Consider the following 13068-nt stretch of genomic DNA (forward strand, 5'->3'; position numbering starts at 1 on the left):
CGTCGCGGCGCCGCGGGCGCAACTCCCCCTCATGAGGCTGCGACCAATGGTCACCGAAAACTTCCGTGGCGCGATCCTGATGGTCGTCTCGATGGTGCTGTTCGCCTTCGAGGACATGTTCATCAAGCTGCTGGCAGCCGAACTGCCCTATGCGCAGGTGCTGGCCCTGATCGGGCTTCTGGGCTTTCTGGCCTTCGGCGCCATGCTGAAGCTCAAGGGCGGGCGGCTGTTCACCCGCGACCTTGCCCGCCCCATCGTGCTGTTCCGCGGGTTGATGGAGGCGGTGGGCTCGATCGGCATCGTCGTGGCGCTGGCGCTGACCGAACTGTCCTCGACCTCGGCGATCATGCAGGCGCTGCCCCTGGCCATCGTGCTGGGCGCGGCGCTGTTTCTGGGCGAGCCGGTCGGCTGGCGGCGCTGGAGCGCGATCATCGTCGGCTTTCTTGGCGTGCTGCTGGTGATCCGGCCGGGGCTGGCGGGCTTCCAGCCGGTCTCGCTGATGGCGCTGATGGCGGTGGTGGGACTGGCCGCGCGCGACATCGCCACCCGCCGCGTGCCGGCCCATATCCGTTCCGACCAACTGGCCGCCTCGGCCTTCTTCGCCATCCTGATCGCCGCGGTGCTGATGGGGCTGGTGCTGGGGCAGGAATTCGTCCTGCCGAGCCTGCGGCAATGGCTGCTGTTCCTGGCCTGCATCATCGTGGGGGTCGGCGGCTATGCGCTGCTGGTCAGCGCAACCCGGCTGGGCGAGGCCTCGGCGCTCGCACCCTATCGCTATGCCCGGCTGGTCTTTGCCCTGATCCTCGCCTTTCTCGTCTTCGGCGAGCGTCCCGACGCGCCGACGCTGACCGGCGCCGCGATCATCGTCGCCTCGGGCTGCTACACCATGTGGCGCGAGGCCGCGCTGCGCCGCCGCCGGTTGCGCGAGGCCGGTTTCGTCACGGCCGCATGAACCCTCTTTCCGCAACGCCAAAGCCCTTGTATAGCCCGGCCATGACCGACCTTGACCTCATCCGCAATTTCTCGATCGTGGCCCATATCGACCACGGCAAATCCACCCTGGCCGACAGGCTGATCCAGCTGACGGGCACGGTCGCCGAACGCGACATGAAGGCCCAGCTGCTCGACAGCATGGATATCGAGCGCGAGCGGGGCATCACCATCAAGGCCAACACCGTGCGCATCGAATATCCGGCGCGCGACGGGCGGACCTATGTGCTGAACCTGATCGACACGCCCGGCCATGTGGACTTCGCCTATGAGGTCAGCCGTTCCATGCGCGCGGTCGAGGGCTCGCTGCTGGTCGTGGACGCCACCCAGGGGGTCGAGGCGCAGACGCTGGCCAATGTCTACCAGGCCATCGATGCCGGGCACGATATCGTGCCGGTGCTGAACAAGATCGACCTGCCCGCGGCCGAGCCCGACCGCGTCAAGGAACAGATCGAGGACGTGATCGGCATCGACGCCCATGATGCCATCGAGATCTCGGCCAAGACCGGCCTTGGCATCCCCGACGTGCTGGAGGCCATCGTCACCCGCCTGCCGGCCCCCAAGGGCGACCGCGACGCGCCCCTGAAAGCCATGCTGGTCGATTCGTGGTATGACCCCTATCTGGGCGTCGTGGTCATGATCCGGGTCATGGACGGGGTGATCCGCAAGGGCGGCCGCATCCGCATGATGCAGACCAATGCCGTCTACGGCATCGACAAGCTTGCCGTGCTGCGCCCGCAGATGCAGGATATCGCCGAACTGGGGCCGGGCGAGATCGGCGTGCTGACCGCCTCGATCAAGCAGGTGCGCGACACCCGCGTCGGCGACACCATCACGCACGAAAGAAAGGGCACCGACACCCCGCTGCCGGGCTTCAAGCCGGCCCAACCGGTGGTGTTCTGCGGGCTGTTCCCTGTCGACGCCAACGATTTCGAGGCGCTGCGCGACGCCATCGAGAAGCTGGCGCTGAACGATGCGAGCTTCAGCTACGAGATGGAGACCTCGGCCGCGCTTGGCTTCGGCTTCCGCTGCGGCTTCCTGGGGCTTCTGCACCTGGAAGTGATCCGCGACCGGCTGGAGCGCGAATACGACCTGGACCTGATCACCACCGCGCCCTCGGTGGTGTTCCGGCTGCATATGAAGGACGGCGAGATGCGCGAGTTGCACAACCCCGCCGACATGCCCGACCTGACCTATGTCGACCATATCGAGGAGCCGCGCATCCAGGCCACGATCATGGTGCCGGACGAATATCTTGGCGACGTGCTCAAGCTCTGCCAGGACCGCCGCGGCATCCAGATGGACCTGACCTATGCCGGCAACCGGGCGATGGTGGTCTACGACCTGCCGCTGGCCGAGGTGGTCTTCGACTTCTACGACCGGCTGAAATCGGTGACCAAGGGTTATGCCAGCTTCGACTACCAGATCAGCGAGTATCGCGAGGATTATCTGGTCAAGATGTCGATCCTGGTGAACGACGAGCCGGTGGATGCGCTGTCGATCATGGTCCACCGCGACCGCGCCGAATCGCGTGGCCGGGCGATGGTCGAGAAGTTGAAGGAACTGATCCCGCGCCACATGTTCAAGATCCCGATCCAGGCCGCCATCGGCAGCCGCGTGATCGCGCGCGAGACGTTGTCGGCGATGCGTAAGGACGTGACGGCGAAATGCTATGGCGGCGACGCGACGCGCAAGAAGAAGCTGCTGGAAAAGCAGAAGGCCGGCAAGAAGAAGATGCGCCAGTTCGGCAAGGTCGAGATCCCGCAGACCGCCTTCATCCAGGCGCTGAAGATGGACGGCTAGGGGCGGCACGCAAGTCCTGGCCGCGTGAGCCCTGCCGTGAAACCCATGGCGCGGTCTTGGCCGCGCCGCGCCGGGCCGGATTGCGTCTGCCCCTTTCCGCCGGTTCCTGGACCGGCCTGCTTCCATGCCGAAAATTCGCGCGGGCCGGAATGGCCGGCCCCGTGCCGGTGCGGGCCGTGATCGCCTGGGCGGCCGGCCATCCGCCGAAAGCGCAGTGCTGTATCCCGAGCAACCCGATGGGCGCGCTCACCGTATCGCCTGGCAGGCATGTTCAGGATATTGAGCAATCCTGATTGAAAACGCCTCTTTCCTGCCTTATGACGGGCACCGTCACCCCTGCGGCCTGTGCAGCCTTGGCGGCCGGCAAGGGGGCGCGCAATTCCAGCAGGGGGACAGGATGAACTATCCGGACACGCAGCTTTTGATCGACGGCGCCTGGCGTCCCGCGCGGGACGGGCGCAGCCTGCCGGTGCTGAACCCGGCCACGGGGGCCGAGATCGGCCGCGTCGCCCGCGCCGGCATCGCCGATCTGGACGAGGCACTGGCCGCCGCCGACCGCGCCTTTTCGGAATGGAAGCGCAGCTCGCCGCTGCATCGCTCGGACCTGATGCGCAAGGCGGCGGCGCTGCTGCGCGAGCGCGCCGAAGCCATCGCCGCGCTGATGGTGGCCGAACAGGGCAAGCCGCTGGCGCAGGCGCGGATCGAGACCCTGGCCGGGGCCGAGATCATCGAATGGTTCGCCGAAGAGGCGCGCCGCACCTATGGCCAGGTCATCCCGCCGCGGCTGCCGGGCGTCACCCAGCTGACGGTCAAGGAGCCGCTGGGTCCGGTCGCCGCCTTCACGCCGTGGAATTTCCCGATCAATCAGGCGGTTCGCAAGGTTTCAGCCGCATTGGCCGCGGGCTGCACCATCATCGTCAAGGCGCCCGAGGAAACCCCGGCCTCGCCTGCAGAACTGGTCCGCTGCTTTGTCGATGCCGGCGTGCCGGCGGGGGTGGTGAACCTGGTCTATGGCGATCCGGCCGAGATTTCGTCCTACCTGATCCCGCATCCGGTGATCCGCAAGGTGTCCTTCACCGGCTCGACGGCGGTGGGCAAGCAACTGGCGGCGATGGCCGGGCTGCACATGAAGCCCGCCACCATGGAGCTGGGCGGCCATGCGCCGGTGCTGGTCTTCGACGATGCCGATGTCGATGCGGCGGTCGCGGCCATGGCGGCCTCGAAGCTGCGCAATGCCGGGCAGGTCTGCATCTCGCCCACGCGGTTCCTGGTGCAAGAGGCGGTGGCGGATCGTTTCACCGAAGGCTTCACCGCCGCTCTGGCCACCGCCAAGGTCGGGCCGGGAACGGACCCGGACAGCGCCATGGGGCCGCTGGCGAACGAGCGCCGCATCCCCGCCATCGAGCGGCTGATCCGCGACGCGCTGGATCGCGGCGCCCGTCTGGCGACCGGCGGCGCGCGGATCGGCAACGAGGGCTGGTTCTTTGCTCCGACCGTGCTGACCGACGTGCCCGCGGATGCGGCGGTGATGAACGAAGAGCCGTTTGGCCCCATCGCCGTGGTCAACCGTTTCCGCAGCGACGACGAAGCCTTTGCCGAGGCGAACCGGCTGCCCTATGGCCTGGCCAGCTATGCCTGGACGGGCAGTTCGGTCCGCGTGCAGCGATTGCAGGACGAAATCCAGGCCGGGATGCTGACGATCAACCATATCGGCCTGTCGCTGCCCGAGCTGCCCTTTGGCGGCATCGGCGATTCCGGCATGGGAACCGAGGGCGGGTCCGAGGCGATCGGCGCCTATCTGCAAACCCGCCTGGTCACCCGCAAGGGCTAAAGATCAGGGGCTAGAGATAGGGCGGGGTGCAGGCGCTGACGACCACCGCCTCGCGATCCGAGACATTGCGGAAGCGATGCGGCTGGGTCGAGGCGAACAGATAGCTGTCCCCCGCCTTCAGCACCCGGGTCTGGTCGGCCACGGTCAGCTCGATCTCGCCGGCGACGACGATGCCGCCCTCGCTGCCGTGATGGGCCAGCATGGTCTCGCCGGTATCGGCGCCCGGCTCATAGCGTTCGTGCAGGATCTGCAGGTTGTGCAGCCGCGCGTCGCCGACCTGGCGCAGGGTCATGCGGCCGACCGGCCCCTGCGCCGCGGAATAAAGCCGCGAGGTCAGGTCGCGCAGTTCGGCCGGGGTAAAGAAGGGCTGCGGGCTTTGCGGCAGGTCCGGCTCGAAGAACTCGGACATGGTGACGCCCAGCCCGCCAAGGATCTTGCGCAGCGAGGCGACCGAGGGGCTGGAGCGCCCGGTCTCGATCATCGAGACCTGGCCATGCGGCACGCCCGAAGCCTCGGCCAGTTGCCGCTGCGACATGTTTGCCGCGCTGCGCAGCTCTTTCAGCCGCGCGCCCACGTCGAAATCGCTCATCCTTGCCCCGATGCCGTTTTGCGAGAGGGTATCAGGGCCGGGGATTGCGCGCCAGTTCCGCATCTTGTCGCAGATCGAAGAAAATCATTGCTCAATATATTGAGCATGATGTAATCCGATTCCATCAGCATGGAGGTCTGGATATGGAATCGAAGCAGTTGATCGAGCGGCGCAAGGCGGCGGTGGCGCGGGGCGTCGGCACGCGGGACATCTATGCCGTCCGGGCCGAGAATGCCGAACTTTGGACCGCGGACGGCCGGCGGATGCTGGATTTCGCCGCTGGCATCGCGGTGAACAATACCGGCCATCGCCATCCCCGGGTGATCGAGGCGGTGCAGCGCCAGATGCGGGACTTCACCCATACCTGCTTCCATGTCGCGCCCTACGAAGCCTATGTCGCGCTGGCCGAGCGGCTGAACGCGCTGACCCCGGGAGATTTCGCGAAAAAGACCATGTTCGCCACCACCGGCGCCGAGGCGGTCGAGAATGCGGTGAAGATGGCGCGGGCCTTTACCGGGCGTTCGGGCGTGATCGCCTTCAACGGCGCCTTCCATGGCCGCACGCTTCTGGGCATGGCGCTGACCGGCAAGGTCGCGCCCTACAAGGCCGGCTTCGGCGCCATGCCGCCCGAGATCCATCACGCCATCTTCCCGAACGCCATGGCCGGCGTATCCGTCGCGCAGGCCGTCGCGCATCTGGAAACGCTGCTGGCCTCGTCGATCGACCCCCGGCGCGTGGCGGCGATCATCGTCGAGCCGGTCCAGGGCGAGGGCGGCTTCAACGTCGCGCCGCCCGAGTTCCTGGCCGCGCTGCGCCGCATCTGCGACACGCATGGCATCGTGCTGATCGGCGACGAGATCCAGGCCGGCATGGCCCGCACCGGCCGCATGTTCGGCTTCCAGCATTCCGGCGTGGCGCCCGACCTGGTGACCATGGCCAAGGGGCTGGCCGGGGGCTTTCCGCTGTCGGCGGTGACCGGCCGGGCCGAGATCGTGGACGCGCCCGCCCCGGGCGGCCTGGGCGGCACCTATGCCGGCAACCCGCTGGCCATCGCCGCCGCGCTGGCCGTGCTGGAGGTGATCGAGGACGAAGACCTTTGCGCCCGCGCCGAGGAAATCGGCTCGGCCATCCGCTCGCGCCTGCAGAAGCTGGCCGAACGGTTCCCGGCCATCGGCGATGTGCGCGGCCTTGGCGCGATGAACGCCTTTGAACTGGTGCAGGCCAGCGACCGCAGCCAGCCCGACGCACAACTGACCGCCGCCATCGTGGCCGAGGCCGAGGCGCGCGGGCTGATCCTGCTGTCCTGCGGCACGCGCTACAACGTGATCCGCCTGCTGCCGCCGCTGACCATCCCCGACGAGCAATTGTCCGAGGCGCTGGCGATCCTGGAAGCGGCCATCGAGGCGGCGCTGGTCCCGGCCTGAAAGCGGGCGGCCCCGGCCGCCCGTTATCCCATGCCGTCCCGTGCCATGCGGTCGGCGATCCAGTCGCGAAAGGCGGCCAGCGGCTTCAGCCCGGCCTTGCGCTCCGGCCAGGCCAGCCAATAGGCGCCGCTGCCCGGCACGCCCTGGCGCAGCACCGGCGCCAGCCGGCCCTCGGCGATCTCGACCCGGGCCAGGTAATCGGGCAGGAGCGCGATCCCCAGTCCCGAAATCGCCGCCTGGATCATCATCGAGAACTGGTCCATCATCATCCCGTCCAGCGGCGCCGGCGGCTCGGCGCCCTGTCCCCGGAACCATGCCTGCCAGGCATCGGGGCGGGTCGGCAGCTGCAACAGCACCATCCCGGCCAGATCGGCGGGTGCGGCCACCGGGTTTCGTGCCAGCAGATCGGGCGCGGCGCAGGCGGTCAGTCTTTCGTCGAACAGTTTCAGATGCTCGGCCCCCGGCCAGTCGTCCCGGCCGTAGAAGATCATCGCGTCAAAGGGCTCCTCATCGAAGCTGAAGCGGCGAAAGCGCGTGGTCAGGTTGATCGACACGCCCGGATGCCCTGACAGGAAATCCGGCAGCCGCGGCGCCAGCCAGCGCGTGGCAAAGGTCGGCAGAACCGCCAGATCCAGTGAGCCTCCATCCGGGTTGGCGATCAGCGACATGCTGCCGCGCTGGATCAGGTCCAGCGCGGCGGAAATATCGCGGAAATACCGCTCGGCCGCCTCGGTCGGGGTCAGGCGCTTCTTGTGGCGGATGAACAGTTCCTGCCCCAGCTGCGCCTCAAGGCTTTGCAGCAGCCGGCTGACCGTGCTTTGCGTCAGCCCCAGGTCCTGCGCCGCGCCGGTGACCGAGCCGGTGCGCATCACCGCGTCGAAGGCCAGCAGCAGGCTGAGGTTCGGAAGAAAGCGCCTTTGCCGCAAGAACATTCACCCCATGCATGAAGTAATGAGGATTATCCATTTTCCGGCCCGGTTTGAAAGCGGTAATGAATGATCCGACAAGCATCAGCGCATGAGGCATGACGTGACGACGAAATCGCACAAGGGCAGCCCTTTCTCGTGGTCCGACCCGTTCCTGCTGGAGGATCAGCTGACCGAGGAAGAACGGATGATCCGCGACAGTGCCGCGGCCTTCGCCGCCGACCGGCTGGCGCCGCGGGTCGAGGCCGCCTATCTGAACGAGGAGACCGATCCCGAGATCTTTCGCGAGATGGGCGCCTCGGGCCTGCTGGGCGTCACCGTGGACGAGGCCTATGGCGGCGTCGGCGCCTCTTACGTTGCCTATGGGCTGGTCGCGCGCGAGATCGAGCGCATCGATTCGGGCTATCGCTCGATGGCCTCGGTGCAAAGCTCGCTGGTGATGTTTCCCATCGAGGCCTATGGCAGCGAGGCGCAGAAGCAGAAATACCTGCCGAAACTGGCCTCGGGCGAGTTCATCGGCTGCTTCGGCCTGACCGAGCCGGATGCGGGCTCCGACCCCGCGGGCATGCGCACCGTGGCCCGCAAGACCGGGGGCGGCTATGTGTTGAACGGGTCCAAGATGTGGATCTCGAACGCGCCCATCGCCGATGTCTTCGTGGTCTGGGCCAAGTCCGAAGCGCATGGCGGCAAGGTGCGCGGCTTCGTGCTGGACAAGGGCACGCCCGGCCTTTCAGCGCCCAAGATCGAGGGCAAGCTGAGCCTGCGCGCCTCGATCACCGGCGAGATCGTGATGGAGAATGTCGAGGTCGGCGAGGACGCGCTGCTCCCGAATATCGAGGGCATGGGCGGTCCCTTCGGCTGCCTGAACCGCGCGCGCTACGGCATCAGCTGGGGCGCCATGGGCGCGGCCGAGGATTGCTGGTTCCGTGCCCGGCAATACGGGCTGGATCGCCACCAGTTCAACCGCCCGCTGGCCGCGACGCAGCTTTACCAGAAAAAGCTGGCCGACATGCAGACCGAGATCGCGCTGGGGCTGCAAGCCAGCCTGCGGGTCGGGCGGCTGTTCGACGAGGGCAAGTTCGCGCCCGAGATGATTTCCATCGTCAAGCGCAACAATTGCGGCAAGGCGCTGGAGATCGCGCGCCAGGCCCGCGACATGCATGGCGGCAACGGCATCCAGATCGGCTATCACGTCATGCGGCACGCGCAGAACCTGGAAACGGTGAACACCTATGAGGGCACGCATGACGTGCATGCGCTGATCCTTGGCCGGGCGCAGACCGGCATCCAGGCGTTTGCGTGATGGATCAGCCGGCGCTGAAGGGGCTGCGCGTCGTCGAACTGGCGCGCATCCTGGCCGGGCCGTGGATCGGCCAGACGCTGGCCGATCTGGGCGCCGAGGTCATCAAGGTCGAGGCGCCCGAGGGCGACGACACCCGCCGCTGGGGCCCGCCCTTCATCGAGCGGCCGCGCGCCGACGGGACGACCGAACGGGTCGCGGCCTATTTCCACGCCGCCAATCGCGGCAAGCGCTCGGTGACTTGCGACTTCAACGATCCCGCTGATCTGGAGCGCCTGCGGGCGCTGATCGACCAGGCCGACGTGGTGATCGAGAATTTCAAGCTGGGCGGATTGCGCAAGTTCGGCCTGGACTACCAGACGCTTTCGGCACGCAATCCGCGGCTGGTCTATGCCTCGATCACCGGCTTCGGGCAGGACGGGCCGCGGGCGGCGCAGCCGGGCTATGATTTCCTGATCCAGGGCATGTCGGGCATCATGGACCTGACCGGCGATCCGCAGGGCGAGCCGCAAAAGGTCGGCGTGGCCTGGATCGACATCTTCACCGGGCTTTACGGGGTGATCGCCGTGCAGGCGGCGCTGGCCGAGCGGGCGCGGTCGGGCCTGGGCCAGCATCTGGACCTGTCGCTGCTGGATTGCGGGGTGGCGGTGCTGGCCAACCAGGCGACGAACTACCTGCTGGGCGGCGCGGTGCCGCACCGGCTGGGCAATGCGCATCCCAACATCGTGCCCTATCAGCTGTTCCCGGCCTCGGACGGGCATCTGATCGTCGCCTGCGGGAATGACCGTCAGTTTGCAGCGCTGTGTCGAGTGCTGGAACTGCCCACACTGGCGGATGACCCGGACTTTGCCACCAACCCCGCGCGGGTGGCGAACCGTGCGCGGCTGGTGCCGCTCTTGGCCGAAGCCACGCGCCGCTTTGCCCGCACCGCGCTGATCGCCGCGCTGGAAGGGGCGGGTGTCCCCGCCGGCCCGGTCAACGACGTGGCCGAGGCCCTGGCCGAGCCGCAGGTCCAGGCCCGCGGCCTGCGCATCGCGCCCGAGGGCATCGCCGGGCTGCGCAGCCCGTTGCGCTTTTCGCGCAGCCCGCTGGTGACCGAACGCGCGGCCCCGGCGCTTGGCGATGGCGAATGGCGCTTTGAGGGCTGAGCCCTAGCCCTGCCGCCCCGCGCGGCAGGCGGCGCGATAGCTGCTGGGGGTCTGGCCGAACATGGCCCGGAACAGCCGCGAGAACTGTGCCTGGTCGCCGAAGCCGAAGCGATAGGCGATGGCGGCCAGCGACAGGTCGCCCGGCATCTGCAACATGTCCCGTGCCGCCCTCAGCCGCGCCTCGCGGATGAATTGCGCCACCGTGGCGTCGGTATCGCCGAACAGGTCGTGCAGATACCGTTTCGAGATGCCGCAGGCCGCGGCCACCGTCCCGGGCGATAGCTCGGGATCGGTCAGGTTGCGCAAGATCGCGTCCTGCGCGCGCTTCAGATGCGCGGCGCGGACCACCGTGGCCACGCCGCCGTCGGTTTCCGCCTGGCGGTCCAGCGCCAGCGCCAGCAGCTCGATCAGGTGCCGGCCCAGCACATCGGCGGCCCCCTCCGCATCGGACAGGGCATGGGCGCGGCGCACCGTCTCGGCGAACAAACCGCCCAAGCCGTCGCGCCCGTCGAAGACGGTGGCGCAAAGCCGGTCCGGCTGGCGCAGCCTTTCGGCCAGCGCGCCACGGGCGATCTTCATCACCAGAAGGTCGTTGCGTGCCTGATAGGCGAAGCGATAGGGCTCGTCGCCGCGCTCGATGATGAAGCCGCCGGGGGCGCAGGTGATGTCGCGGCCCAACTGGCGGAACAGCACCGGCGCGAGGCTGGGGATGGTGACCAGGTATTCCTCGGCCTCGCCCTGCCGGATCAGGCCGGGCACCCGCTCATAGCGCGCCGGTTCGGTGCGCAGCCGCGACAGCGACACCGGCCCGGCGCTGCGCCGCTCCAGCCGGCCCTGGAACGTGGCAGGATCGCGATAGCTCAGGTGCAGCGGAAAATAGGTGTCCGCGATGATGGCCGACCAATGCGCCGCGCGCTCGGGCGGTGCGGCCGCGGCGGTGCTGTAGCTTTCCAGGGTCATGATGCGCCTCCCCGCATCGGTTCCGCGATTCGTAGCGTGCCCGGAGCAATCGGGCAAAAGAAAACTCGCGCGCGGGGCAGGCGGCTGCGCCGCGGGGCAAATCCTGCCGCGCGGATCGGCAAGGCTGCACGGAATGACAAGTTTATCCGCACCCGCCGTCAAGACCGCGGGCCGGCCGCGCCGCACCATGGCCTGACCGAAAAGATGCCGCGCCAGACGGCACGCCACAGGGAGAAGACCATGAACCAGCCGTTGCCCGGCTGCCCTGCTGCGCGCGCCCACGCGGCCCAAGACAGGGAAAAGCCATGACCAGACCAAAACCCGACCCCATCACGCTTTCGGTGGTGCGCGGCGTGTTGGAGACCACGCAGCGCGAGATGACGCTGACGCTGGAACAGACCGCCCGCAGCTCGGTCTTCAACCTCGCGCATGATTATTCGACCGCGCTCTTCAACCACACGCCCGAGATGATCCTGCAAGGCCAGGACATTCCGATCCACCTCGGCAGCCTGATCCCGGCGATGAAATCGGTCGCGAACTTCTTTCAGGGCGACATCCACGAGGGCGACCTGATCCTGCACAACGACCCGGCCTATGGCGGCAGCCATATCATCGACACCTGCATGTATTACCCGGTCTTCTACCAGGGTGAGCTGGTGTTCTGGACCGTCTGCAAGGGCCACCTGACCGATGTCGGCGGCCCGGTCCCGGCGGGCTACAACCCCAACGCGACCGAGATCTATGCCGAGGGGCTGCGCATCCCGCCCGTCAAGCTGTGGGATCGCGGCAAGCCGCGCCACGACGTGATGAACCTGCTTCTGACCAACATGCGCGCGCGCCGCGACCAGGAGGGCGACTTCAATGCCCTGATCGGCGCTTGCCAGGTCGGCGCCCGCAACCTGGTCCGGCTGATGGACAAATACGGCAAGCAGGTGGTGCAGGACTGCATCGCCGAACTCCTGGACATGGCCGAGGCGCATATGCGCAAGCTCATCGCGCAGGTGCCCGACGGCACCTATACCGGCACGGCGGTGCTCGAGGATGCGGGCCACGGCTTCGGCGACATGGACATCACCGCCACGGTGACGATCCAGGGGGACGGCTGCCACATCGCCATCAACTCGCCGCCGCAGGTGCCCTATTTCATCAACAGCTACGAAGGCAACAGCCATTCCGGCGTCTACCTGGGCCTGATGATGTTCGCGCAATTGCCGCCGCCCTATAACGAGGGGCTCTATCGCTGCGTGACCACCGACATGGGTCCGCGCGGCACGCTCTGCAACGCGAAATCCCCCGCGCCGCACATGAACTGCACCACCACGCCGATGGAGACGCTGACCGACGCGGTGCGGCTGGCCTTCGAGCAGGCGGCGCCGGCCAAGGTCTCGGCCAGCTGGGGCCATGCCAACGGCTGCAACATCGCCGGCTGGGACAAGCGCCATGACGAGGAATATGTAACCATGGTGCTGGCCTCGATCATCTCGGGGGCGGGGGCCACGGCCAGCCAGGACGGCTGGCACGCCTGCGGGCCGGAATGCTGCTTCGGCGCGCTGACCTCGGGCGATATCGAGATGCTGGAACACAGCTATCCGATCATCATCCACCGCTATTCGCTGATGCAGGATTCGGGCGGCGCCGGCCAGTTCCGCGGCGGCTCGGGCACCTGCTGGGAGGTCGAGCCGCTGGACAGCCCGATGACGCTGGTCACCTTCGGCGAGGGGCGCCGCATCCCGGCCATGGGTGCGGCCGGCGCCCGCTCGGCGCTGATCCCGCCCAAGGTCGGCCGGCTCGAGGTGACGCGCAATGGCGAGACGCAGGTCATCACCGAAAACGTCATCGAGACCATCCAGCCCGGCGAACGCGCCGCGAACCGCAATCCCGGCGGCGGCGGCTACGGCAACCCCTATGCCCGCCCGGTCGAGAAGGTGGTCGAGGATGTCAGGAACGGCCTCGTCAGCCTGGAGGGCGCGCGGCTGGATTACGGCGTCGTCATCGCCGATGCCGCGACGCTTGCCGTCGATCACGCCGCCACCGCCGCCCTGCGCGCCGCGTAAGCCCTTCTCCGTTTTCCAAATACTCCGCGGGGGTCCGGGGGCG

Annotated in this window: 10 protein-coding genes; 7 read left to right on the plus strand and 3 right to left on the minus strand. The window is 67.8% G+C overall.

The features are described from left to right. Window positions 1–46 precede the first annotated feature (46 nt). The 3 genes from QPR87_RS10315 to QPR87_RS10325 all read left to right on the plus strand — a co-directional run bounded on the left by QPR87_RS10315 (window position 47) and on the right by QPR87_RS10325 (window position 4624). Entirely contained in the window at window positions 47–952 is a 906-nt protein-coding gene (locus QPR87_RS10315; protein WP_041530478.1) for a DMT family transporter, read from the plus strand. Between the two features lie 41 nt (window positions 953–993). Next, entirely contained in the window at window positions 994–2793 is a 1800-nt protein-coding gene (gene lepA / locus QPR87_RS10320) for a translation elongation factor 4 (protein ID WP_285049507.1), read from the plus strand. A gap of 397 nt (window positions 2794–3190) precedes the next feature. Next, complete coding sequence (locus QPR87_RS10325) at window positions 3191–4624, plus strand: NAD-dependent succinate-semialdehyde dehydrogenase (RefSeq protein ID WP_285049508.1); 1434 nt, start codon at window positions 3191–3193, stop codon at window positions 4622–4624. A 10-nt stretch (window positions 4625–4634) separates the two neighbouring features. Here the strand turns inward: QPR87_RS10325 and QPR87_RS10330 are convergent, their stop codons facing one another. Further along, window positions 4635–5213 (minus strand): cupin domain-containing protein, encoded by a 579-nt coding sequence (locus tag QPR87_RS10330; RefSeq protein WP_041530683.1) that lies wholly within the window; start codon window positions 5211–5213, stop codon window positions 4635–4637. Between the two features lie 143 nt (window positions 5214–5356). Between QPR87_RS10330 and gabT the strand changes: the two genes are divergently transcribed. Then, a complete protein-coding gene (gene gabT / locus QPR87_RS10335; RefSeq protein ID WP_285049509.1) occupies window positions 5357–6637 on the plus strand; it encodes a 4-aminobutyrate--2-oxoglutarate transaminase in 1281 nt (426 codons plus the stop codon). Between the two features lie 23 nt (window positions 6638–6660). On the opposite strand, the gene QPR87_RS10340 is transcribed toward gabT, so the two are convergent. Then, complete coding sequence (locus QPR87_RS10340) at window positions 6661–7569, minus strand: LysR family transcriptional regulator (protein ID WP_350310451.1); 909 nt, start codon at window positions 7567–7569, stop codon at window positions 6661–6663. Between the two features lie 85 nt (window positions 7570–7654). Here QPR87_RS10340 and QPR87_RS10345 point away from each other — a divergent pair, with 85 nt between their 5' ends. Both QPR87_RS10345 and QPR87_RS10350 read left to right on the plus strand, forming a co-directional pair. Continuing rightward, window positions 7655–8866, plus strand: a complete 1212-nt coding sequence (locus QPR87_RS10345) for an acyl-CoA dehydrogenase (protein ID WP_231000021.1) — start codon at window positions 7655–7657, stop codon at window positions 8864–8866. Further along, entirely contained in the window at window positions 8866–10011 is a 1146-nt protein-coding gene (locus tag QPR87_RS10350; RefSeq protein WP_285049510.1) for a CaiB/BaiF CoA transferase family protein, read from the plus strand. The genes QPR87_RS10345 and QPR87_RS10350 overlap by 1 nt, the downstream gene beginning before the upstream one ends. A gap of 3 nt (window positions 10012–10014) precedes the next feature. On the opposite strand, the gene QPR87_RS10355 is transcribed toward QPR87_RS10350, so the two are convergent. Then, window positions 10015–10971, minus strand: coding sequence for an AraC-like ligand-binding domain-containing protein (locus QPR87_RS10355; RefSeq protein ID WP_285049511.1), 957 nt, complete (start codon window positions 10969–10971; stop codon window positions 10015–10017). A gap of 305 nt (window positions 10972–11276) precedes the next feature. Here QPR87_RS10355 and capB point away from each other — a divergent pair, with 305 nt between their 5' ends. Next, entirely contained in the window at window positions 11277–13025 is a 1749-nt protein-coding gene (capB, locus tag QPR87_RS10360) for a caprolactamase subunit beta (protein WP_285049512.1), read from the plus strand. Window positions 13026–13068 lie beyond the last annotated feature (43 nt).

This window comes from Paracoccus sp. SSJ (assembly GCF_030234105.1).
Classification (GTDB): domain Bacteria; phylum Pseudomonadota; class Alphaproteobacteria; order Rhodobacterales; family Rhodobacteraceae; genus Paracoccus; species Paracoccus denitrificans.